General features: G+C 73.6%; 25 protein-coding genes and 1 pseudogene. 9 read left to right on the plus strand and 17 right to left on the minus strand.

Translation table 11 applies throughout. The features are described from left to right. Positions 1-46: 46 nt before the first annotated feature. The gene (locus tag ABZ801_RS30885; RefSeq protein WP_360704476.1) at positions 47-1009 is read left to right on the plus strand and encodes an amidohydrolase family protein; all 963 of its coding nucleotides are present in this window, start codon (positions 47-49) and stop codon (positions 1007-1009) included. 278 nt (positions 1010-1287) lie between these two features. Here ABZ801_RS30885 and ABZ801_RS30890 read toward each other — a convergent pair whose 3' ends face one another. From ABZ801_RS30890 to ABZ801_RS30940, 11 genes and pseudogenes are all read right to left on the minus strand, one after another. Continuing rightward, positions 1288-1887 carry a hypothetical protein gene (locus ABZ801_RS30890; protein WP_360704479.1) on the minus strand — a complete coding sequence of 200 codons (600 nt, stop codon included), beginning with the start codon at positions 1885-1887 and terminating at the stop codon, positions 1288-1290. 154 nt (positions 1888-2041) lie between these two features. Next, on the minus strand, positions 2042-2464 hold the full coding sequence (locus tag ABZ801_RS30895) for an RNA-binding S4 domain-containing protein (protein ID WP_360704482.1): 423 nt from the start codon (positions 2462-2464) through the stop codon (positions 2042-2044). 36 nt (positions 2465-2500) lie between these two features. Then, entirely contained in the window at positions 2501-2776 is a 276-nt protein-coding gene (locus tag ABZ801_RS30900) for a DUF1445 domain-containing protein (protein ID WP_360704485.1), read from the minus strand. 25 nt (positions 2777-2801) lie between these two features. Then, positions 2802-3653: pseudogene (locus tag ABZ801_RS30905) on the minus strand (MFS transporter); the annotation flags it as partial. A gap of 279 nt (positions 3654-3932) precedes the next feature. Next, on the minus strand, positions 3933-4376 hold the full coding sequence (locus tag ABZ801_RS30910; protein ID WP_360704488.1) for a VOC family protein: 444 nt from the start codon (positions 4374-4376) through the stop codon (positions 3933-3935). 15 nt (positions 4377-4391) lie between these two features. Then, entirely contained in the window at positions 4392-5276 is an 885-nt protein-coding gene (locus ABZ801_RS30915) for a biotin-dependent carboxyltransferase family protein (RefSeq protein ID WP_360704491.1), read from the minus strand. Beyond that, positions 5276-5914 (minus strand): allophanate hydrolase subunit 1, encoded by a 639-nt coding sequence (locus tag ABZ801_RS30920; protein ID WP_360704494.1) that lies wholly within the window; start codon positions 5912-5914, stop codon positions 5276-5278. Before ABZ801_RS30920 ends, ABZ801_RS30915 begins: the two co-directional genes overlap by 1 nt. Then, a complete protein-coding gene (locus ABZ801_RS30925) occupies positions 5911-6354 on the minus strand; it encodes a LamB/YcsF family protein (RefSeq protein ID WP_360704497.1) in 444 nt (147 codons plus the stop codon). The genes ABZ801_RS30920 and ABZ801_RS30925 overlap by 4 nt, the downstream gene beginning before the upstream one ends. Beyond that, positions 6351-7043 (minus strand): GntR family transcriptional regulator, encoded by a 693-nt coding sequence (locus tag ABZ801_RS30930; protein ID WP_344949417.1) that lies wholly within the window; start codon positions 7041-7043, stop codon positions 6351-6353. Before ABZ801_RS30930 ends, ABZ801_RS30925 begins: the two co-directional genes overlap by 4 nt. Positions 7044-7125: 82 nt before the next feature. Continuing rightward, on the minus strand, positions 7126-8094 hold the full coding sequence (locus ABZ801_RS30935) for a D-glycerate dehydrogenase (protein WP_360704500.1): 969 nt from the start codon (positions 8092-8094) through the stop codon (positions 7126-7128). Continuing rightward, positions 8091-10895, minus strand: a complete 2805-nt coding sequence (locus ABZ801_RS30940; RefSeq protein ID WP_360704503.1) for a LuxR C-terminal-related transcriptional regulator — start codon at positions 10893-10895, stop codon at positions 8091-8093. The genes ABZ801_RS30935 and ABZ801_RS30940 overlap by 4 nt, the downstream gene beginning before the upstream one ends. Positions 10896-11067: 172 nt before the next feature. Between ABZ801_RS30940 and ABZ801_RS30945 the strand changes: the two genes are divergently transcribed. Continuing rightward, a complete protein-coding gene (locus ABZ801_RS30945; protein WP_360704506.1) occupies positions 11068-11520 on the plus strand; it encodes a pyridoxamine 5'-phosphate oxidase family protein in 453 nt (150 codons plus the stop codon). A gap of 122 nt (positions 11521-11642) precedes the next feature. Then, positions 11643-12095, plus strand: a complete 453-nt coding sequence (locus tag ABZ801_RS30950) for a DUF1801 domain-containing protein (protein ID WP_360704509.1) — start codon at positions 11643-11645, stop codon at positions 12093-12095. A gap of 58 nt (positions 12096-12153) precedes the next feature. Here ABZ801_RS30950 and ABZ801_RS30955 read toward each other — a convergent pair whose 3' ends face one another. Continuing rightward, entirely contained in the window at positions 12154-12642 is a 489-nt protein-coding gene (locus ABZ801_RS30955) for a YcxB family protein (RefSeq protein ID WP_360704511.1), read from the minus strand. Between the two features lie 241 nt (positions 12643-12883). On the opposite strand from ABZ801_RS30955, the gene ABZ801_RS30960 reads away from it, so the two are divergent. Continuing rightward, positions 12884-13252 (plus strand): nuclear transport factor 2 family protein, encoded by a 369-nt coding sequence (locus ABZ801_RS30960; RefSeq protein ID WP_344949430.1) that lies wholly within the window; start codon positions 12884-12886, stop codon positions 13250-13252. A gap of 126 nt (positions 13253-13378) precedes the next feature. Continuing rightward, the gene (locus tag ABZ801_RS30965; RefSeq protein ID WP_360704514.1) at positions 13379-13726 is read left to right on the plus strand and encodes a DUF1330 domain-containing protein; all 348 of its coding nucleotides are present in this window, start codon (positions 13379-13381) and stop codon (positions 13724-13726) included. A gap of 31 nt (positions 13727-13757) precedes the next feature. On the opposite strand, the gene ABZ801_RS30970 is transcribed toward ABZ801_RS30965, so the two are convergent. The 3 genes from ABZ801_RS30970 to ABZ801_RS30980 form a co-directional block, all read right to left on the minus strand. Beyond that, positions 13758-14099, minus strand: a complete 342-nt coding sequence (locus tag ABZ801_RS30970) for a cupin domain-containing protein (protein ID WP_360704517.1) — start codon at positions 14097-14099, stop codon at positions 13758-13760. Positions 14100-14111: 12 nt separating this feature from the next. After that, entirely contained in the window at positions 14112-16850 is a 2739-nt protein-coding gene (locus ABZ801_RS30975) for an AAA family ATPase (RefSeq protein WP_360704520.1), read from the minus strand. A 79-nt stretch (positions 16851-16929) separates the two neighbouring features. After that, a complete protein-coding gene (locus ABZ801_RS30980; protein ID WP_360704523.1) occupies positions 16930-17559 on the minus strand; it encodes a LysE family transporter in 630 nt (209 codons plus the stop codon). 209 nt (positions 17560-17768) lie between these two features. Between ABZ801_RS30980 and ABZ801_RS30985 the strand changes: the two genes are divergently transcribed. Then, on the plus strand, positions 17769-18143 hold the full coding sequence (locus tag ABZ801_RS30985) for a cellulose binding domain-containing protein (protein WP_360704526.1): 375 nt from the start codon (positions 17769-17771) through the stop codon (positions 18141-18143). Positions 18144-18270: 127 nt separating this feature from the next. Here ABZ801_RS30985 and ABZ801_RS30990 read toward each other — a convergent pair whose 3' ends face one another. Beyond that, entirely contained in the window at positions 18271-18924 is a 654-nt protein-coding gene (locus ABZ801_RS30990) for a hypothetical protein (protein WP_360704529.1), read from the minus strand. A 37-nt stretch (positions 18925-18961) separates the two neighbouring features. Then, complete coding sequence (locus tag ABZ801_RS30995; protein WP_360704532.1) at positions 18962-19465, minus strand: hypothetical protein; 504 nt, start codon at positions 19463-19465, stop codon at positions 18962-18964. A 54-nt stretch (positions 19466-19519) separates the two neighbouring features. Here ABZ801_RS30995 and ABZ801_RS31000 point away from each other — a divergent pair, with 54 nt between their 5' ends. From ABZ801_RS31000 to ABZ801_RS31010, 3 genes are all read left to right on the plus strand, one after another. Next, the gene (locus ABZ801_RS31000; protein ID WP_360704535.1) at positions 19520-19876 is read left to right on the plus strand and encodes a hypothetical protein; all 357 of its coding nucleotides are present in this window, start codon (positions 19520-19522) and stop codon (positions 19874-19876) included. 337 nt (positions 19877-20213) lie between these two features. Beyond that, positions 20214-21242 carry an adenosine deaminase gene (gene add / locus ABZ801_RS31005; protein WP_360704538.1) on the plus strand — a complete coding sequence of 343 codons (1029 nt, stop codon included), beginning with the start codon at positions 20214-20216 and terminating at the stop codon, positions 21240-21242. Next, positions 21239-22300, plus strand: coding sequence for a LacI family DNA-binding transcriptional regulator (locus ABZ801_RS31010; protein WP_360704541.1), 1062 nt, complete (start codon positions 21239-21241; stop codon positions 22298-22300). Before add ends, ABZ801_RS31010 begins: the two co-directional genes overlap by 4 nt. The last annotated feature ends 79 nt before the right edge of the window (positions 22301-22379 follow it).

Raw genomic sequence — 22379 nt, forward strand, 5'->3', positions numbered from 1 at the left:
GGCACCGCGGGGATCGTCCGGAACGTCTCGTCTCGGGAGGCATGCGATGACCATTGACTGCCACGCGCACATCAGCCCGCCGGACATGGTCCGCCGCTTTCCGATGCCGCCGAGCCTCGGCGACGTCGAAGGCATGATCGAGGACAAGCTGGCGCTGGGCGTGCGGATGTCGCTCGTCGGCAGCCCGGTCGGCGCGGGTGTGATGGCGCCGATTCCGGGCGTCGACAACTACGCGCAGACCGTCGACCAGCTGAAGGCCTTCCACGACTGGCTCGGCGGCACCGTCGCCGACCACCCCGGGCACCTGCGCGCGCTGGTCTACGCCAACCCGTTCGGGGACGACGCGCACCTGACGGCCGCCGCCCGCACGCTCGCGAACCCGGAGTTCGTCGGGTTCATCGTCAACACCAGCGTCGCCGGACGGTATCTGGACGATCCGCGCTGCGACGGCTTCTTCGCCCTGGCCGCCGAACACGACGTCCCCGTGATGCTGCACGCCCCGGCCTGGCCCGCCGCCGGCGCCGGGCTGACGGACCCGCTCCTGCTGGAGGGGATCGGCCGGTTCGACGACGTGTCCACGGGCACCGCCTGCGTCATCTTCGGCGGCTGGCTGGAGAAGTACCCCGGCCTGCGGCTGATCGCCACGGCCGGTGGCGGCGCGCTGGCCCTGCTGGTGGAGCGGCTGGACCGCGCCTACCACGCGCCGCACTGGGGCGGCGGCCGTCCGGGCGGCGAAGGCGGCTGGCCGATCAGCCGCCCGCCGAGCTCCTACCTGCGCCAGATCTGGGTCGACACGGCCACCCCCAGCCGCCTCGCGCTGCGCGCCGCCCTGGCCGTCTTCGGCTCCGACCGCATCCTCTTCGGCACCGACTCCCCACCGCTCCAGAACGTCGTCGCCGACGGCCTGCGCGCCCTGGAGGAGGTGTCCCCCAGCGCCGAGCAGCTGCGGGCCATGTGCCACGAGAACGCGGCCAGGCTCTTCGGCCTGCCGGTGCACACCACGATGTGACCCCCGCCGACCCGCCACGCCTCCTCGGTGCCGCGGTCCGTGCGGCCTCGCCGCGGACGGGCCGCCGCACCTGAGGAAGCGTGTCAGCAGAAGCAGGGAACGCCGGTGCCCCCGCACCTCTCTCCTTCATGAGTCGAGACGTCGTCCACCACGGTGTCCGGTGCCCGACGCATCGACGCCGCCGCTCGGGCCCACGCGCCGCGGCAAGGATTCCGGGTGCCGCGGTCGTCCGGGTTTCTTCCCGCGAACGCGGCGCGCCGGTGGGCCGGTGGTCGTGGTCACTCGATGGTCAGGCGGCCGGTGCCGTGGATCGAAGGGATGCCCTGGCGGGTGAAGCAGCGGGTCAGCCGGCCCCTGGGCCGGACGCTGCCGTAGAACGTGCGGCCGGCCAGGTAGCCGGAGGTGACGCGGCCGTTCAGCTGGGCGTCGGCGCGGGCGCGGTTGCCCTGGGTGCCGGTGCGCAGGCTCGACCGTGCGAGCGGACGGTCGTAGGCGTCGTACCAGGTGACGGTGGCGCGGCCGCGCAGGTCGCTGACGCCGGTGCAGTTGGCCAGGGCGTTGCCGGTCAGCGTCATGACGCCCGAGGCGATGCGGGACCGGCGGGGGTCGGCCGAGGAGCAGTCGCGCAGGACCAGCCTGGCGCGGGTGTTGACGTACTGGCGCCGCAGCCGGATCGGCGGGCTGAACGTCATCGGGCCGTCGGGCGTGGTGGTGACCGTGCAGGTCAGCGCGCCGTACCGGGCGGGTGCTCGACGTTCGGCGGGCGACGGCGGGGACGCGAGGGCGGAGTCGGCCGCAGGGGCCGGGACGGTGATGCCGACGAAGACGAGCGGCCCGGCGAGACCGCACCGCATGAGACGTCCGGACAGAACAGACATGGCTCCCCCCACGATCAGCACATATAGTAACTACATCGCTACTATTTGTAGCATCACCCGATGGGCTGCCAGGAACCGGGCCGTCCAGGACGTTGAGCCGCACGCCACACGCCCCCACGGGGCCGGTGGCGGAATCGCGGAAGCCGCCGACGCGTCAGTCGTGGCGGGGCGGGCGGGGGAGGTGACGGTTGACGTGGGGGGCCATCATCTGGGCGCGGAGGCGTTCCAGCTCGCGGCGGTCGCGTTTGGTGGGACGGCCGGTGCCGGGTTCGCGGCGGGCGATGGGCGCGAGGAGTTCGCGCGGCGGCGGGGGCGGGCTGTTGTCGATGAGGCATTCCTGCGCGACGGACGCGCCGACGCGGCGGCGGATGACGCGCTGGACCACCACGACGCGTTCCCGGCCGTCGTGCCGCAGGCGTACCTCGTCACCAGGCTTGACCAGGGACGACGGCTTGGCGCGCTTGTCGTTGAGGCGGACGTGCCCGGCGCGGCAGGCGGTGGTGGCCATCGAGCGGGTCTTGAGCAGCCGCACCGCCCAGATCCACACGTCGATCCGCACAGAACCGTCGTCCGCCATGGCAACGACACTAACGCACGGTTTGGGCCACCAGGACTAGGGCGTGTGGTCGAAGACGAACATGTGGCCCGGGTAGTGCGTTATCGCGTACGGGGTGTTGGAGATGGCGAGTTGGGGTGTCACTCCGCAGGCCCAGAACATGGGCTTGCTGTCCGGGGGGGTCGCGGGTGGCGGGCCGAAGTCCGGGGTGGACAGCGACCCGATTCCTATGACGGACGGGTCGCCTATGTGGACGGGTGTTCCGTGGCCCGTGGGATAGCGGGACGTTATTTCCACGGCGGTGGCCGCCAAATGGCCGGGGACGGCGCGCATGGAGACGAGCAGGGGGGCCGGAGAAGGGGCCCGCGGGGGTCGTCTCGATGTTCGTTATGTAGACGGGCGGGGCCGTGTGGGCGACGGGGATCCCGGCTGCCCGGAGGGGCCCTTCGAAAGGGTGGCTGCAGCCGAGGAGGAAGGCGACGGCGTCGTCCTGCCAGTAGGCGGTGATGTCGGTGGGTTCGGCGACCAGTTCGCCGTTCCGCCAGACGCGGTAACGGGGCAGGGTCGTGCGCAGGTCCGCTTCGGTCGTGCCGAAACGCAGCACGGGGTCGCCGGGGTCGGTGACGGCGATGACCGGGCACGGCTTGGGGTTGCGGGTGCAGTACAGCAGGAATTCGAAGGCCAGCGAACGCGGGACGATCACCAGGTTGGCCTGCTGGTGGCCGTCCAGGACGATCGTGATCATCTTCTTGCGGCCGAAGCGGTCGGACAGCGCCCCGGCGACCGGCATCAGGAACGCCACGAACAGGCTGATCCCGCCCATGATCCAGAAGGTGGAGGACGTGGCGTAGCCGAGGTCGGAGGTGAGGTAGATGTTCATGTAGATCAGCCCCACCCAGTAGCCGCAGTTGGAGCCGACGGCCAGCAGCGTGACCTTCAGCACCGAGTCGCGGTGCCGGGTGAACACCTCGGTCAGCGGCGCCTTGGCGGGCGGCTCGGCGGAGGCGGTGAAGGCGTGCGAGTCCTCCAGGCCGCGGCGGGCCAGCAGCGCGACCACGATCAGCGGCAGGGCCAGCAGGAACGGGACGCGCCAGCCGAACGACTCCAGCTGGGCGTCGGTCAGCGCGGTGGCGGTGACGCCCGCGACCAGCGCCGCCGTCCCGCCGCCGACGGCCACGCCGACCGGTGAACGCCCCGTACAGGCCGCGTTTTCCGGGCGGGGCGGACTCGGCGAGGTACTCGTAGTACTCGATGGCGGTGCCCGCGGCCGCCGCGACGGCGGCCTTGCGGGGCCGCCGGCCGGCGGCCGGCGCTCTGACTCAGGTAACGATTGGTACGCTCGTCACGGGTTCCTCCGGATAAGGCACATGTCCTGTGGCGGGACTGGTCGTGGACGGGCCGCGTGGCGAGCGGACCGTGCGGAAGGGGCCCTTCGAACGGTCATCGGCAGGACTCGTCCTCCTGCCGGTGACCTTTTCCGCCGAATGGCTCAGGTGGCGAACAACTGGTCGAGGTCGGCGAACGCCTTGAACTCAAGGGCGTTGCCCGCGGGGTCGAGGAAGAACATCGTCCACTGCTCGCCCGGCTCGCCCTCGAAACGGACGTACGGCTCGATCACGAACTGCGTGTCGACGGCGCGCAGCCGGTCGGCGAGCCTGTGGAACTCCTCGATCGACAGCACCAGCCCGAAATGCGGGACGGGCACCTGGTGGCCGTCGACGGGATTGGTCCCGGCGATGCCGTCGCGCGGCTTGTCCGAGGGCCCGTCGCCGACCTGGTGGGTGACCACCTGGTGGCCCATGAAGTTCCAGTCGATCCACTTGGTGTCGGACCGGCCCTGGCTGAATCCGAGCACCTTTCCGTAGAACTCGCGGGCGGCGTCGATGTCGTCGACGGGAATGGCGAGGTGGAACGGCGGCAGTTGCGTGCTCACGCGGTTTTCTCCTTCTCAGTGGACGGGTGCGAATCGGATCCGGTCGCCGGGGACGGCCTGGCCGAGCAGGTCGACGTCGGCGTCGGTGACCACGCCGATGACGGGGTATCCGCCCGTCACCGGATGGTCGGCGAGGAACACGATGGGTTCCCCGGACGGCGGCACCTGGACGGCGCCGAGCACGGTGCCCTCGCTGGGCAGGTCGACGGTGCCGATGGACAGCGGCGGGCCGGTCAGGCGGACGCCCACGCGGTCAGCCTGCGCGGACACCTGCCAGACGGTGCGGGTCAGGCGGCGGCGGTCGGCGGCGCCGAACAGCCCGTCCCGCGGCCCCCAGCGGAACCGGACGGTCGTCACGCCGCCGGACGGGACGACGCTGAACGCCAGTTCCAGCGGCACGTCCGGGACGGGACGCGCCGGGCCGAGGCGCAGGACCGTACCGGCGCGCACCGGTTCGGGGCCGAGCCCGGTCAGCGAGTCGCGGGACGCCGAGCCCAGCACCCGGTCGACCTCGAAGCCGCCCGACACGGCCACGTAGGTGCGGCACCCGGCGGACGGGCGTCCGAGCGTCAGGACCGACCCGGCCCGCAGGTAGAGGCGGGTCGCGTCCCGGGCGGGCGCGCCGTCCACCCGTACCTCGACGGGCGCCCCGGTGATCGCGACGTGCCGGGGGTGCGACAGCGTCAGGGCCAGCCCGCCGAACGTGGTCTCCAGGGCGGGGGTGTTCTCCGGGTTCCCGGCCAGCCGGTTGGCGAGGGTGAAGCTGCGCCGGTCGGCGGGGCCCGCCGAGGGAACGCCGAGGTGGGCGGTGCCGTGCCGGCCGAGGTCCTGGACGGTGGTGGCCGGGCCCGCCGCGACGACCGTGAGCGTCGCCGGCGCCACGCGCACACCGCCGTCCATCACGTCACCGCCTGGAAGACGACGCGGTCGCCGACGGACAGGCGGTTGGGCGGGTGGGCGTCCGCGTTCCACAGCCGTTCGGCGGTGACGCCGATCTGGTGCCAGCCGCCCGGCGTCCCGCCCGGGTACACGACGGTCTGGTTGCCCGCGATCGCGACGACCCCGGCGGGGACGCGCGGACGCGGGCTCGGCAGCCGTGGCAGGCGCAGCGGTTCGGGCAGGCCGTCCATGTAGGCGAACCCCGGGGCGAAGCCGAAGAACGCCACCGAGTGCTCGCCGCCGGAGTGCAGGCGCGCCACGTCCTCCGGTTCGATCCCGGCGCGTTCGGCGACCGCCTCCAGGTCGGCGCCGCCGTAGCGGACGGGGATGACGATCGTCCGCGGCGCCTCGCCCGCGGCCTCCGCCCCGGCGTGCACGCCGGTCTGGTCGAGCACGCCGCGCAGCCGGACGGCGAGCCGTTCCATCTGCGCCGCGTCGTCCGCCACCACCAGCACGGTCGTCGCGGCGGGCACCACCTCGCGCAGCCCGCTCGCCCAGGGGCTCCGCCAGATGGAGGCGGCGACGTCGGCGGGTCGGCGTCCGGCGCACTCGATGAGCCAGCCCCGGTCGCCCGCCCGCAGCAGCCTCCCGTCGATCACGAAACCGCCCCGGGGACGGCGGTCGCGATCCCGGCGGCGGTCAGGGCCTCGCGGGTGGCGGCGGCCAGCGCGACGGCGCCGGGCGTGTCGCTGTGGACGCACAGTGCCGTGATGCGGCCCGGGTCGGGGGCGATGCGCACGACGCCTCCCGACACCGAGACCACCGTCCCCGTCTCGGCCATCCACACGGCGCGTTCCGCCGCCACCGCCGGGTCGGTGACCCCGAAACCGGCCAGGTCCCGGTAGGAGACCTGCGCGCCGATCGCCACGCCGCGGGCGACGCAGTCCGCGCAGGTGCGGCGGAGGATGTCGGGGTCGCCGGCGTGGAAGCCGCAGGCGACGTTGGCGGCCGTGACCTGGTCGAGGAGCTCTCCCTCGTCGGACGGCCCCCACACGCCGAAGCCCTCGCCGACGTCGGTGTTGATCGCGACCGACGTCATCGCGCGGGCTCCGCCCAGTACGACTGGAACGACGGGCTGCTGTTCTCCCAGGCCGCGTGCAGCCCCCGCTGCCCGCCGTCGATGTGCAGGACGATCTGGCGGGCCAGTTCCTCGACGTCGCCGTCGGCCAGGGCCTGCACCATGGCGCGGTGCTCGCACTGCACGCGCTCGTAGGCGCCGGTGCCGTGCACGTAGTAGCGCGAGTACGGCTCCAGCCGGTGGTACAGCCGCGAGATGGTCTCGTAGCGCAGCGGCAGCCGCGACAGCCGGTACATGTCCAGGTGGAACGCCAGGTTGGTGCGCGACCAGGCGACCGCGCCGGTCTCGGCGACGCGGTCCATGTCGTCGGCCATGGCGGCGAAGCGGGCGATGTCGCGGCGGGAGACGCGTTCGGTGACGTGCTCGGCGAAGCTGGGCTCGATCAGCCGGCGCAGGTCGTAGATCTCGTCGATCTCGGCCAGGTCCAGCACGGTGACGAAGGTGCCGCGGCCGGGCTCCGAGCGCAGCAGGCCCTCGCCGACCAGCGTGCGGATGGCCTCCCGCAGCGGGATCCGGCTGACCCCGAACCGGTCGGCGAGTTCCTCCTGGACCAGGCGGTGCCCCGGCGGGTAGACGCCGTCGACGACGGCCTGACGCAGTTCGGCGGTGATCGCGTCGGCGCCGCGCGGGCCGCGGGTGGATCCGGTCATGGCCAACTGTATACAGCAGATACAGTGCATACAGAAGAAGCCGGACAAGTTTGTACAACGGGAAACACCCGCCGCCCGGACGTCAGTTCACCGGGGTGGGGGGCTCCTTCCCGGCCAGCACGGCGGCCGCGTTCGCCACCGACAGGCGGCACATGCGTTCCCGGGTCGTCACGCCCGCGCTGCCCAGATGGGGAGTGAGCACGGTGTTGGGCAGTTCGGTCAGCCGGGGGTCGACGTTGGGCTCGTCCTCGAAGACGTCGAGCCCGGCCGCGGCGATCGTCCCCGAGCGCAGCGCCTCGACCAGCGCGTCCTCGTCCACGATCCCGCCGCGCGCGGTGTTGACGAGGATCGCCGACGGCTTCATCCGGCGCAGCGCGTCCGCGTCGATCAGGTGCCGGGTCCGCTCGGTCAGCGGGCAGTGCAGGGTGACGACGTCGCTGCGTTCGAGCAGTTCCGGCAGTTCGAGGAACTCCACGTCGTCGTCGGGCGGCGCCGACCGCGAGGGCGTCGCCACGATCTTCATGTCGAACGCGCGGGCGCGTCTGGCCACGGCGCGCCCGATCCGGCCGTAGCCGACGATGCCGAGGGTGGCGCCCGCGCTGAGGTCCAGGCCGAGCAGCATGCGCGGCCCCCACACCCACGGCGTGCGGTCGCGCAGCAGCCGGTCGCCGTCGAGCACGCGCCGGGCCGTGGCCAGGATGAGCCCCATGGTGAGGTCGGCGGTCGCGCCGTCCAGCACGCCCGGCGTGTTGGTGACCCGGACGCCGCGTTCGGTGGCGGCGGCCACGTCGATGTTGTCGTAGCCGACCGCCGTGTTCGCCACGACCTTGAGCCGCGGACCGGCCGCGTCCAGGAACTCGGCGTCGATCCGCTCGGTCAGCGTGCACACGACGGCGACGGCGCCCGCCGCGTCCCGCAGCAGCGTGTCCCGGTCCGGCGGGTCCTCCTCCCCCGCGACGACGGGGTGCCCGATCTGGCGCACCTCGCGCATCGCCGTGTCGGTCAGCAGCCGGGCGACGTAGACGTGCGGCTCCATACTCACCTTTCTCACGGGCGCGGCTGTCGGACGGCCATGGGCGCGAGGCCGAGGTCGGCGAGCGCGGCGGCGCCGGCGGCGGCGTGCTCGCCCCCGGCGAGCAGCAGCGTGCGCGCCGACTGGTAGCGGCAGCCGGCCGCGTCGAACTCCTTGGCGGCGGCGAGCAGGCGCGGCAGGTCGCCGTCGAGGAGCGCCTCCGCCCGGTCCACCTGGGCGGACGCGACCGGGTTGCCGGCGAGCACGGCACGGGCGGCGTCGATCCGGCCGCGGGCGTCCGGGTGCCCGGTGAGCACCGCCGCCTCCGCGCGGAGCGCCACGTACCAGTGCAGCCAGACCCAGCACACCCACTTCCACACCTGATCCGGCTCCGGCGCGACTCGTTCCAGCGCCGCCTTCGCGTCCCCGTGGTGGAGCAGGACCATGGTGTCGAAGACCGCGCCGTAGCCCAGGCGGTGGTCCGCTGCGGGGCCGGCCTCGTCGACGATCGCGAGCCAGTCCGCGCGTGCGTCGTGGTCGCCGCGCAGGCCGTGGATCATCGCGACCGACGCGGCGGCGGGGCCGAGGGAGCGCGACCGCAGGCGGCCGCTCTGCTCCCACGCGTCGAGGAATCTCATGCTGACGGTGAGCATCTCGTCGACGTCGCCGGTGAACGCGTCCGCGACCAGGAGCCAGGACGTGGCGTGGTGGCCCGCCTCGGCCAGCAGCGGATGGTCGGCGAGCCGCCTGCCCCACCGGCGGGCCTGCTGCAGTTCACCGACGCCGACGGCGGTTCCGGCGGCCATGGCGAGGGCGTCCATCCGCTCGTGCGTGCCGGCGGGCGTGGACGGTGCGGAGACCAGGATGTCGATGCGGCGCCGGGCGGCGGCCGCGGCGGCGAAGGGATCACCGGCCCAGCTCTGGGCTCCGGACAGCGCGTCGAGCGCGGCGGACTCCGCCACCGGGTCGCCCGCGCGCCGGGCCAGCTCGACGGCCTGTTCGGCGCGCGCGACCGTCTCCTGCGCGGTGTTGTCCGGGTCTCCCTGGACCGCGCCGAACGCGTCGGCCTCCACCGCCGCCTCGGCCAGCGCGACGGCCGCCTCGGCGGCCGGGTCGTCGCCGCACAGTTTCCGCGCCTCCGCGAGCATGGCGGTCACCTCGTCCACGCGTGGAGTCCGCGCGAACGAGCTGGAGAAACGGTAGGCGACGGTCGCGGCGGCCGCCAGGTCACGGCCGGCGCCGGCGGGGTCGCCGGCCCGGCGGGCGGCCTCGGCGGCGGCACGGTGCAGGCGATACGAGTCGCCGTCGAGGCTGCGGCACCCGGCCACCGCGGCGGCGTGCCGCAGCGCCTCGGCGCCGGCGGCCGCGTCGGCGAGCCGGGCCGCCTGCTCGAACCGCTGCTGGGCCTCGCCGAGCAGGTTGCGGGCGAAGGCCAGCTCGGCCATGGACAGGGCGAGCCGGTGGGCGTCCGCGCGCTGCTCCGGCTGGTCGGCGGCCCAGGTGAGGGCGGCGCGCATGTCCTCCGCCACGGCGTCGAACCGGACGCGCCAGTCCGCGCCCCCGGCCCCCATGAGCGCGGCGGCACTGGCCAGGCACCAGCCCAGATGCCGCGATCGGACGTCCGTCAGCTCGCCGACGTCGGTGAGCCGCTCCGTCCCGTACTGGCGGACGGTCTCCAGCGCGTGGTAGCGGGTGCCGGTCTCGGACGGTGTCACCGCGAGCAGGCTCTGCTCGGCGAGCCTGCCGAGCCCGTCGACGACCGCGGCCGGATCCAGCGGGGCGAACCCGGCGACAGCGGCGGCCGCGTCGGGGGTGAACGGCGCGACGAACACCGACACGCGGCGCAGCAGCGCCTGGTCCCGCGGCTCCAGCAGGTCATGGCTCCAGTCCAGCACCGTCCGCACCGACCGGTGCCGGTCGTCGGCGCGGGGGCCGCCGGTGAGGATCCGCAGCTGGTCGGCGAGGCCGGTCATGAGACCGTCCAGTCCGAGCGTGGCCCACCGCGCCGCCGCCAGCTCGATCGCCAGCGCCATGCCGCCGAGCCGTTCGCAGATGGCCACGACGCCCTCGCTCACCGCCGGCCCCGGCGGTGAGCCGACCGCCGTCGCGCGGTCCATGAACAGGGCCACCGCCTCGGACTCGTCGCCGCCGTCCCGCGACAGCGGCGGGAGCGGGAAGGCCCGCTCGAACGGCACCATCAGCCGGGCGCGGCTCGTCACGAGCACCCGCAACCGCGGACAGGCCGCGAGAAGCCGTTCCAGGAACGGCGCCACCCCGTCGCGCACGTGCTCGCAGTTGTCCAGCACCAGGAGCGCCCGGCGATCCGCCAGCGCGGCCAGCACCGCGTCGTCGATGTCGCGCCCGGGCTGCTCGCCCACGCCCACGGCCGCCGCGACCGCCGCCCCCACCCGGCCCGGCTCGGTGACCGGCACCAGGTCGACGAACCACACCCCGTCGGCGAAGTCGCCGGCCACGTCCGCCGCCACCGCCAACGCCAGGCGCGTCTTGCCCACCCCGCCCGGCCCCACGACGGTCACCTGCCGGTGGGCCTTCACCGCGTCGGCCAGTTCGCCGCGCTCCCGCACCCGGCCGATGAACGCCGTCAGCGGTGCCGGCAGGGCGGGCGCCGGACGCGACCGCCCGGCTCGCGAGAACTCGGCCGCGTGCCGGGCGAGCGCCCGCCGATCCGGCAGCTGGAGCTTGCGCAGCAGCGAGGAGACGTGCGACTCGACGGTGCGTACTGAGATGACCAACCGCGCGGAGATCTCCGCGTTGCTGAGGTGCTCCCCGAGCAGCGCGAGCACTTCGCCTTCCCGAGCCGAGATCACTGGGCTGGACACCGACTCATTATCCGTGGTGCTTTCCGTGGTCGGCACGGAGGCGGCCCGCACCCCGGGCGGGAGAGGCTGTGACCACGGCGATCGGGCCCGGCGGGACGGACCGGGGCGATCGCGACCCGACGACCCCAGGAGTGAACATGACGACCGCCGCCCTCGGAATCCGCCAGGCCCGATGAGCGCCGACCCCCGCCCCCGCCCCCAGCGCCGTCGCGACACCGAGCACCGGCTCACCCACGACACGGACCTCTGGGTGGCCAGCGCCTCACCGGACGGTGCGCCGTACCTGGTGCCGCTGTCCTTCGACTGGGACGGCGAGGCCCTGCTGATGGCCACGCCGGCCGACAGCCCGACCGGCAGGAACCTCGCCGCGTCCCGGGCCGTCCGGCTGGGGCTGGGCCACACCCGCGACGTGTCGATGATCGACGGCCGTGTCGAGGTTCTCGAGATCGGCGCGCTGCCGCAGGAACGGGGCGACCGGTTCGCCGCGCGCACCGGCTTCGATCCGCGTGGGCGGGTCACGCCGTACCGGTGGTTCCGCGTCTCGCCGCGCCGCGTCCAGGCGTGGCGCGAGGAGAACGAACTGTCCGGCCGCGAGCTGATGCGCGGCGGCCACTGGCTGGGCTGACGCCCCTGCCGGGCGCGCAGCCCGACACGACCGAAACCCCCACGGGCCGGTGTGACCAGCCCGAACGCAGGACCGTAAGGTCCCTTATCAACGCCCAAAAACACCCAAGAGGGAGACATTCCATGAGCAGCACCGAAAGCGGCACGTACGAGGGTTTCACCGCCGAGGAGCGGGCCGCGATGAAGGAGCACGCCCAGGAGCAGAAGAAGGCGGCGCGCCGCGCCTCGCGCGAGGAGAAGGCGGCGGAGGCGCTGCGGGACGTGCTCACGAAGATCTCCGAGATGCAGGACTCGGACCGGATCATGGCCGAGCGCGTCCACGCCGTCATCACGGCCAACGCCCCCGCCCTCGCGCCCCGGCTCTGGTACGGGATGCCCGCCTACGCGCTGGACGGCAAGGTCGTCTGCTTCTTCCAGAGCGCGGCGAAGTTCAAGGCGCGGTACGCCACGCTCGGGTTCAACGACCCGGCGAAGCTGGACGACGGGCCGATGTGGGCGACCGCGTTCGCCCTGACCGAGGTGACCCCCGAGGTGGAGGAGCGGATCGCCGCTCTCATCAAGCGCGCGGTGAACTGACGCCCGCCCGGTGAACGGGCACTACGCGGGGCGGGGCCACGCGAAACCGGGCTGCTCGTCAGCGCGCTCGGCCGGCGGTGGTCTCCTGCCGTGCGGCGAAGAGGCTCTCCAGCTCGCGTCGTTGGTCGTCGTCGAAGGCCCGCTTGGGGAGGAAGGCCGCGAACTGGCGGTTGATGAAGAGCAGCCAGAACTCCGGCGTGGAGTCGATCCGGCCGAACAGGGACCAGCGCATCGAGGTGGTGGACTGGTCGGTCCGGACCTCGTATCCGTCGCTCGTCACGTGGACCGTCGCGGGCAGGCACAGGTAGGCGACCTGCCGCCGGGCCATCCGGCGGATCGCCCAGCCCAACGCGAAAGGAGCCACGACCGCCCCGGCGAACATGCCGATGCCCAGGCTGGCGCCGTCCCCCAGCAGGCAGGCGCCCCCCAACAGGACCAGCACCGCCGGCAGCCCCAGACGGAAGGCCCTGAGCTGCCGATTGACTCCGAGACCGAGCGCCCGCGTCACTTCATCGGGGCTGGGCTGGTAGTCGACAGTGAAGTCCACCGTGCCGCCTTCGTCGTCCTGGGAGGGCCCCGCCGAAAATGCCACCCGGGGGCGGGCCATCAACCCAGCACAACCGGACGATCGTGACACTCGGGGGCGTGACCGCGATCGTACACGCGCGGCCCCGTACGACGCGTACCTAAAGCGTCGGCGGAAGTACCTAAGCACGTCAGATTCCCCGCCCTCCCCGGCTCCCTAGTTTTGGTGTCACAAGAGAGCACGAGCACTGAGGAGAGGGCACATGAGCGACGTGAACGAGCTGGTCCAGCGCTACCTCGCCGCATGGAACGAGACCGACGTCGCCGCGCGGCGGGCGATTCTGGCGGAGGTCTTCGCCGAGGACGCGGTGTACACCGACCCGCTGGTCTCCGTCCAGGGCAGGGACGGCCTCGACGCCACCATCGCGGCGGTCCAGGCGCAGTTCGGCGGGCTGGTCTTCAGCCTCGGCGGCGCGGTCGACGCGCACCACGACATCGCGCGGTTCACCTGGCACCTGGGCCCCGAGGGCGCCGAACCGGTCGTCATCGGCTTCGACGTCGCGGTGATCGGGGAGGACGGGCGGATCACCCAGGTCCTCGGCTTCCTCGACAAGGTGCCGGCCGGAGCCTGAACCCGTTCGGGGCGGACGGCAGGGACGAATCGCCCGGCCGGTCCGCCCCGGCCCGCCGCCCGAGCCCCCGGTCCGTTCAGGTCTGCCCCGGCCCGTCCCGGTCGGCCACGCGAATTGAGGAGAGCCATGAACGCCTACGTCATAGCGCACCTGCGGGATGCCGCGCCGCACCCGGAGATCGCCGAGTACATCGAGCGCCTCCCCGGCACGTTCGGGCCGTACGGCGGCCGGTACCTCGTGCACGCCAAGCGGCACGAGGTGAAGGAGGGCGACTGGCCCGGGTCGGTCGTGATGATCGGCTTCCCCGGGATCGCGCAGGCGCGGGCCTGGTGGGACTCGCCCGCCTACCGGGAGATCGCGCCGCTGCGCTCGCGGCACATCGAGGGCGACATCATCCTGGTCGAGGGCGTCCCCGAGGACTACGACCCGACGCCCGCCGCGCGAGCGGTGCGCAGGGCGCTGGTCGCCGGCTAGACCCCCGGTCGACGCCGCCGCCCGGCGGCCGTCAAGCGGGGACGTCGTAGTTGAAGCCGAAGGCCCGCGCCCCGGTCTCGGTACGGGGCCGGTGGCTGGTCTTCGGGCCGAAGGCGACGTACGTCCCCGGGCCGTGGGTGCGGTCGCCCTCGATGATCTCGCCGCTCACGACGAAGTACGCCTCGCCGTAGGTCTCGTGGACGTCGAGGTCCGGCCATTCGGCGCCGGGCGCGAGGTCGATCACCCAGGTCCTGATTCCAGGCATCCCCGGGAGCGTCCGTGCGTGCACGCCGGGCCCCACCTCCACGGGCGGGACCTCGTCGACGTCCACGGGGAGTACCTGGCCGGGCAGTACCTGTGCTGGAGCGGTCAACGGGAGAAAACCTCACAATCCGAGTCGGTCGGCGAAGTCCTTGAGCTCGCCCCGGGAGGCGATGCCGAGCTTGGGGTAGGCCTTGTAGAGGTGGTAGCCGACCGTCCGGTGGCTGAGGAAGAGCTGCGCGGCGATGTCGCGGTTGGACAGCCCTTGCGCGGCGAGCCGGACGATCTGCAGTTCCTGCGGGGTGAGAGCGGCGGCCGCGCCCCCCGCGGGCCTCGGGGCCCGGTCCGGGGCGCCCGTCGCGGTGAGTTCTCCGCGGGCGCGCTCGGCCCACGGCCGCATGCCGAGCCGTTCGAAGACCTCCAGCGCGTCCTGCAGCGACCCGCGCGCCTCGGCCTTCCGCCGGGCCCTGCGCAGCCACTCGCCGTAGAGCAGCGCGGTCCTGGCGTACTCCAGGGCGCGGCCGTCCCGGTCGTGCAGTTCGAGGGCGGCGGTGTAGAACGCCTCGGCCCGGTCGTCCGCCGCCAGCAGCCCGCGGCAGCGCAGCACGAGCGCGTCGGCCCAGCGTTGCCGGACGGACCCGGCCCACCGCTCGAAGCGCGCCAGAGGCTCGGCGGCGCGTTCCGGCGCCCCCACCCGCACGGCCGACTCCACCAGGTCGGGGGTGGAACGGGTGGCGCAGATGTGATGGCGCATCGGTTCGCGGGTCAGGCGCTCGAAGCGGGCGAGCGCCGCCTCGGCGCGGCCGAGGCCGAGGCCCAGCAGCCCGAGCGACCAGTGCGCCCACGGCGCGCCGGGGGACGCGGCCCCGGCGGTGGCGCCCGCCAGCCCCTCCTCGGCGTTGCGGCGGCACGCCGCCTCGTCCCCCTTGGCCGCGTCGAGATAGGCGAGGACGCTGGCGAACTGGCTGGCCCACTGCCGCTGCCCGGTGTCGCGGACGAGCCCCAGCGCCTCGGTGGCCGTGGCGAGCGCGTCCAGATGACGTCCGGTGAACACCTCGGCCTCGGCCACGAAGAACAGCGCCGTCGGCAGCCGTCCGGCGCCGCCCCGGGCGCGGTGCCCGGCGGCGAGCGCGGTCGCCAGCTCGTAGGCGTCGGCGTCCTGGCCCAGCGCGAGTGCGCTCCCGCAGAGGATCATCAGCACCTGGTCGGGGGCCCGGCCCCGCCGCCGCACCGCCGCCAGGACGTCGCCCAGCGGCGGTGGCGGCTCGGCCCGGTCCCGGACGAGGCGACCGAGGTAGGGGCCCACCGGCGCGAGCGGGTCCGCATCGTCCAGCGGGAGCGCGGACAGCCGGTCCAGCGTCGCCGCGAGCTGCCGCTCACCGAGGTACCAGGAGGTGTGAACGGCCTGGATCAGCAGCACGGCGGCCTGGCCCGGATCGGTGTCGCGGACGAGGTCGGCGCCGTCGAGCAGCGTCCGGTGGGCGGCGGGGTAGGAGCCCTGCCAGAAGTCCGCGAGCGCCCGCACCTGGGCGATCCGCGCCTGCACCGCCGGGGCGCCCTCCAGCCGTCCGGCCGCGCGGGCCCCCAAGGCTCTGGCACGCTCCAGATCGCCCGCCTCCAGCGCCGCCTCCGCCGCGAGGGCCTCGCGGTGCGCCTTGGCGGCGGGTTCGGCGCTCAGCCGCGCGGCCCGTTCGTACGCCGCCGCCGCCGCGTCGTGACCGCTGCGTTCGCGGGCGCGGGCGGCGGTGCGCTCCAGCGCGGCGGCGGCCTCCTCGTCGACCCCGGTGGCGGCGGCCGCCAGGTGCCAGGCCCGGCGGTCGGCGTGCTCGGGGGCGCCGAGGGCGGCGGCGAGCGCGCGGTGGACGGCGAGGCGTTGCGCGAGCGGCGCCCGCTGGTAGACGGAGGCGCGGACCAGCGGATGGCGGAAGCGGATCGTGGTGCCGTCCGCGTCGCCGCGGACCACCAGGCCGGCCCGCTCGGCGGGAATGAGGTCCTCGACGCCCGCGCCCAGCGCGGCGGCGGCACGCAGGATCACGACGAGCTCGCCGGTCTCGTCGGCCGCCGCCACCAGGAGCAGGCTCTGGCACGGCTCCGGCAACCGGCTGACCTGCCCGTGGAAGGCCAGTTGCAGGCGGCCGGTGAGGGGGAGCGCCCCCGGAGCGAACGCGCTGCCGCCTTCGGCGGCCAGGGCGACCGGCAGCTCCAGCAGGGCCAGCGGGTTGCCGCCGGCCTCGGCGAGCAGGCGATAGCGGACGGCGGGCGCGAGCGGATGCCGGTCGAGCAGGGCCGCGGCCGCCTCCGGAGCCAGCCCGGACAGCCGCAGCTCCGCGAGGCCCGGGGAGGGAAAGGACCCCTCGCCGTCGCGGGCGGCGAAGATGATGACCACCCCCTCGGCGTGCAGCCGCCGGGCGGCGAACAGCAGCGCGTCCCGCGACGCCCGGTCCAGCCACTGCGCGTCGTCGACCAGGCACAGCAGCCCCGTCTCCGCCGCGTGCTCCGCGAGCAGGGACAGCACCGCCAGCCCGACCAGCATCGGCTCGGAGCCGGTCGCGGGCCCGAGCCCGAACGCCGCCTCAAGGGCCTCGCGCTGCGGGACGGGCAGCGCGGCGCGGGATCCGAGCGCCGGACGCAGCAGCAGCTGCAGCCCCGAGAACGGCAGCTCCGCCTCGTACTCGCCCCCCGTACCGCGGAGGAGCCGCATGTCCCCGGCCGCGGCGGCGGCGTGGTCGAGCAGCGCCGTCTTGCCGATGCCCGGGTCGCCGCGCAGCACCAGCGACGAACTGGTCCCGGCCCGGGCTCCCGCCAGCAGCTCGGCGATCGCGTCCTGTTCAGCCTTCCGCCCGTGCAGCTCCCCCGCGCCCATGCCCCCATCCTGACATTCGTCCGGAAACGGACGGAGCAAGGGAGGTTGCCCCGTTGGGGTGTGAACGTGTCCCCGCCGCTCAGTCTGTGAGGAGCAGACGCAGGGCGAGCGCGCAGATCACGGTGCTGGAGGCCACGGCCGTGACCAGCCGCCCGCGGCCGCCGGTCAACGCCCGGCCGAGGAATGCGCCACCGCCGGCCAGGAGCAGTTGCCAGCTGGCGGAGGCGGCGAAGGCGGCAAGAACGAACACCGCCTGCTCCAGGTGATCGGGTGCGGCCGTGCCCTGGCCGCCGAGCACCAGCGCCGCGAAGTAGATCACGGTGACGGGATTCAGCATGGTCAGTCCCAGGAGCGCCAGGTAGGCCCGGACGGGACTGATCGGTGTCTCACCGGCCCCGGTCGTCGTCTGGGGCGTGCGGTACCGGCGGATCGCCCGGGCGGCGGCTCGGACCGCCAGTGCGATCAGCACCGGGGCCGAAACCCAGCGCAGGGGTGCCATGATCGGTTGGATCAGGGAGGCGACCGCTGAGCCCGCCACCACGGCGATCAGCGCGTAGAGACCGTCGGCGGTCGCGACGCCGAGTGCGGCGCAGGCACCGGTCCGCAGGGTCGTGCGAGCCGTCAGGGCCACCAGGTATGTCGCGACCGCTCCCACCGGCATGGCGATGCCATAGCCGGCGATGAGCCCCGCGACCAGGGCGGCGATCACGCTCGCGGGAGCGTCGGCCTCCACGGTCGCCCGGACTGCTGCCGGCCCCGCACCGATCGGACGGCGTGGGTCAACGGCAGAGAGGCAATGATTTCGATCACGGGCAGATACTGAGGGCGGCGAGGTCGCCCATGCAACTCGATTTGTAGAGCTGATCGTCACTGCACCGTGGCCGTCGGCCGGGCGCTGCGTCGAGCTCCGCGGCGATCATGCCCATCACGCCTACCCTGAGCACAACCTCGGCGCACGTACGGCTGGCAGCCTCCGGGTGGGGGCGGCCGAGCGCATGGTGCGATGGCTGCTCGGCGTCGGTGTCGGTCAACCAGTGGACGGGCGGATTCGTCGCCACGGTAAGGGTCACCGCCGGTTCGTCGCCGGTCAACGGCTGGACGGTCACCGTGCCCCTGCCGTCGGGCGCCGGCGTCACCAGCGCCTGGAACGCCAACCGGAGCGGCAACACCGGCACGGTCCAGTTCACCAACGTCAGTTTCAACGGCTCCATCGCCCCGGGCCAGTCGACGGAGTTCGGCTTCCAGGGCACCGGCACCGGCACGGGAATGACCCCCACCTGCTCTGCCAGGTAGTTTCCCGAGTCGGCGCGTATCCAGGGCCCGGTGTGAGGGCGCCAAGCCTCAACACCGGGCCCTCCCCTCCCCGCGCACGGCAGGGGCGGGCGTCCCTGGAGGTCCCCGGCCTGAAGCCCGGCGAAGCTCAGCGGCCGGGAGACGAGTCCAGGGTTCTGCTCGCGGATCTCGTCGCCGTCGCCGCCATGACCAGCAGGAGACCGGCGAGGGTCAGCCAGTAACCGGTGTCCTGCGCGCTCGTCGGCGGGTTGGTCAGCGCGGAGGCCACGCCTGGCAGGACGTAGATCGCCGCCGCCAGCGCCCAACGGGGACTGCGCGCGACGGCCGTGGCCCACACCCCGGCCAGCAGGAGGACGCCCTCCGTGCCCGCCCTGACCAGCTGCCAGATCGGGCCGTACTCCCGGACATCGGGCGTGTAGGCAAGAACAAGGGCGGCCGCCGGGATCGCCAGCCACCACCACGGCCGGGTGCGCAGGTTCCACGACCGGCGGGCCGCGAGGATCACGGCTCCGGCCGCCAGCAGCCCGTACGGCGCCAGCGAGATCCAGTTGTAGTACGCCGGGCCGAAGAACGGCGCCCAGTACGTCGCCTCGAACCCGAAGACCATGGCCCGGCTCGTCGAGAACGCCACGACCAAGGCCAACGGCAGTGTCGCCAGGCCCCACCCGCGCATGAGCGCGATCACCAGCATCGCGGAAACGGCCAGCCACCAGGGGGACGCCTGGTCGGCTATGCCGTACGCCAGGTTCGCAAGGGCCAGCGTCAGGAGACCGAGGTGCACGCCGTCGGCCCACCACGGTACGGGGCCCTCGGCGGCCTTACGGGCCCGGGTCGCGAAGCCAGCCGTGACGAGCCCGGTCGTCTCCCGCAGGGACGGGACGCGCGGGCATGACGATCGCACCGCCGGCCTCCTGGAGCTGCTTGTCATATCGGTCGTGCCAGACCTGCCAGCGCCAGCCCGGCCACTGGGATCTGTCCAGGATCTGGTCCAGGGTGTCGGTCGCCGCCCACACCTCGCCCATGCGCGCGGCCACGTCCAGATGCACGCCGGACGTCGCCGGGCGCGGCCACGAGGTGACCGGCTCCCACGTCCGGAGGCGTTCCTGGAGTGCGGCACCGTGCTCAAGGACCGTCCACGCCGAGCCTTGCACCATGTGGGCGCACACCCGGCCGTCCCGGGCGATCGTCACCAGGCAGGTGGGCTCGGCCGCCGACGGGTCGGCCTGCCGCAGCGCGATCGGCCCGAGGGGCAGCTCACGTGGCAGTTCCTTCCCGGGAGGCCAGGCGTCGGGGTCGAAGTGGAACTGTGGCATGGCCGCCATGAACGGATGGGACCTGCCTGGACGGCGGCAGGGCGTCCGGTTAGCGTGGCCGGCATGGCAGCCGTGCGCACCATGGCGACACGCCCCGCCTGGGGGTTCCTGGCCGCGACCGTCGACGTGCTGCTCATCGCCGGGTACCTCGCCGTGATCGGCTCGGAGGGGCCCGAGGCGACGCCGGGAATCGTGTGGCTCTTCGCCTCCTTCATGGCGCTCCTGGCCGTCCTGTCAGCGGTCGCCGCGTCCACCGCCAGGACGAACCGGCGCCTCTCCGCGACCGCCTTCATCGCCGCGGGCGTCGGACACGCGGCACTCGGCATCGTCGGCCTCGCCTCGATCGGGCTGCCGTTCCTTCTTCTCGCGATCCCCCTGCTCGTCACCGGCATCGCCACGAGGAGAGCCGAGCCGAGCTGACCAGCGTCTCCCGCCGCACGGCCGCCGACTCGGCGGAGCGTGTCGCGCGGGTGGACGAGCGACGCGTCGGCGAGCGGCCCCTTGCTTGCCGGAGGGGGCGGCGGGGGCGTGTCTCTCACACAGACTGGGCGACGGACTGGGGCATCGGGCTCGTCCGGGCCTGCTGCGCGGGATAGCGCGCCGCCCGCTCGTCGCGATGATGTGAAGACTGCCGGTGCGGGACAGTTGACGGGAGTGTGGAAGTTAATCGTATGATGCCGCTTGATCAGGTGCTTCGGCCATGAACGTCTTACGTTTGGCGTGAGCATCTCCCGATGCCCGGAAGGAGCCGTAGCCGGTGGAGGGCACGCCCCGTCTGCAACCGAAGGCCGAGTTGCATCTGCATCTGGACTGCTGCGTCAGCTACGCCTGCGTCGCGAAGCTGTGTCCGGGGACGACCCTGGCCGAGTACCTGCGTGACTACGTCGCCCCCGCCAAGTGCGCGGATCTGGTCGACTTCCTCAAGCGGCCCACCAGGATCGTCCGGCTCATGCAGACACCCTCGGCGCTGCGGCTGGTCACCGATGACCTGTTCGCGCAACTGGCCGCCGACAACGTGGCCTACGCCGAGGTCCGGTTCGCGCCTCTGCTGCACACGGCGGACGGGATGCGGCCCGAACAGGTGGTCGAAGTGGTCGAGACCGCGGTCGCCGAGGCCGGCGCCGCGACGGGAGTGCGGGCGAGTGTCATCCTGTGCACGCTGCGGCACTTCGACGCCGACGCGAGCATGGCGACCGCCCGGCTGGCCGCCGCGCGGGTCGGGGGCGGCGTGGTCACCGGGTTCGACATCGCCGGTGATGAGGCGGGGTTCGGGCTGGACGCCCACGTCGCGGCCTTCGATTTCGCGCGCGAGCACGGTGTGCGGATCACGGCGCACGCCGGCGAGGCGCGCGGCGCCGACGGCGTCAACGAGGTCCTTGACCGCCTGCGCCCGGAGCGGATCGGGCATGGCGTGCGCAGCATCGAGGACGAGCGCACCCTCGAACGCCTCGTCGCCGAAGGCGTCCACCTGGAGGTCTGCCCGACCTCCAACGTCCAGACCATGGGAAGCCTCGTGGCCTCCTACGCCGACCATCCGGTCGACAGGCTCAGACGGGCCGGAGTCTCCCTGTCCATCAGCACCGACGCGCGTACCGTCGCCAACGTGACCCTGGACCGGGAGTACGAACGCCTGCGGCACTTCTTCGGCTGGTCCACCGCGGACCTGGCCCGCTGCAACCTCGCCGCCGTCGAGGCCGGCTTCGCCGACGCGGCGGTCCGGCGCGAGCTGATGCCCTTGTTCGCGGCGGCCGTCGGTACCGCGCCCGCCCAGGGTTGCCTGTCATGACCGACGGCGCGGCCGACCGATCGCCCCGCCGCCCGTCCCGCGCGGGCGCCGGTCACCGCCGTTCGACCGGGCGCGACGTCGCCGAACTGGCCGGCGTGTCCCAGGCGACGGTGTCCCTGGTCTTCTCGGGCAAGACGTCGGGCCGGGTCTCGGCCGAGGTGGAGGAACGCGTGCGGCACGCCGCCGCGCAACTCGGCTACCGGCCGCACGCCTCCGCCAGCACCCTGCGCGCCGGACGCGCCCGCACGGTCGGGCTGCTGGTACCCGACATCACCAACCCCTTCCTCGGCCATGTGCTGCGCGGCGCGCAGCGGGCCGGACGCGAACACGGGGTGACGGTCGCGCTCATCGAGCCCGGCTCCGAAAGGAACTGGCAGCTCACCGCCATGAACGCGCTCAATGCCGCCGCCATCGACGGGATGATGCTGTTCGCGATCGAACCGCCGCCGTCGGCCGCCCCCACCGACCTCGGGCCGACGGTCCTCGTCGAGGCCGTCGCCGAGGGGTTCCCGAGTGTGCTGCTCGACGTTCGCCAGGGCACCGCGGCGGCGGTCGGGTACCTGCTCGAACTCGGCCACCGCCGGATCGCTCACCTGGGAGCCGATCTCCCGCCGACGACCTTCAAGGCCCGGGCCTCCCAGTGGCGGCGCCTCCTCCGCCGAGCCGGCGTCGACGCCACCGAGGCCCCCGAGGTACTGGCGGCGTTCGACCTGCACGCCGCCCGTGGCGCCGCCCTCCAGCTCCTGTCCATGACACCCAGACCGACCGCCCTGTTCTGCGACGACGACCTGCTCGCCGCCGGGGCGCTCATGGCCGCCCACGACCTTCGCATCCCGGTACCCGACCAGCTTTCGATCATGGGTTTCGCCGGCACGCTGCTCTCCGAGGCCGCCACGCCCCAGCTCTCCACCGTCCTCGCGCCCGCCGAAGAACTCGGCGCCCTCGGCCTCCGGACGCTGCTCCAGGCAATGGACGGCCACGCCACCTCCCCCCAGCCCCTTCCCATGACCCTGGTCCCTCGCGCGTCAACCGCGCCACCCCTGCCGCCCGATCGGTGAACCACCGACCCCGCACGCGGACCTCAGAGCCCGCGCTTCCAGGTCGGGCCGGCTGTCCGCGTCGGTACGACACCCGCCG

It is taken from the genome of Actinomadura sp. NPDC047616 (assembly GCF_040642915.1).
In the GTDB taxonomy this organism is placed as follows: domain Bacteria; phylum Actinomycetota; class Actinomycetes; order Streptosporangiales; family Streptosporangiaceae; genus Spirillospora; species Spirillospora miaoliensis.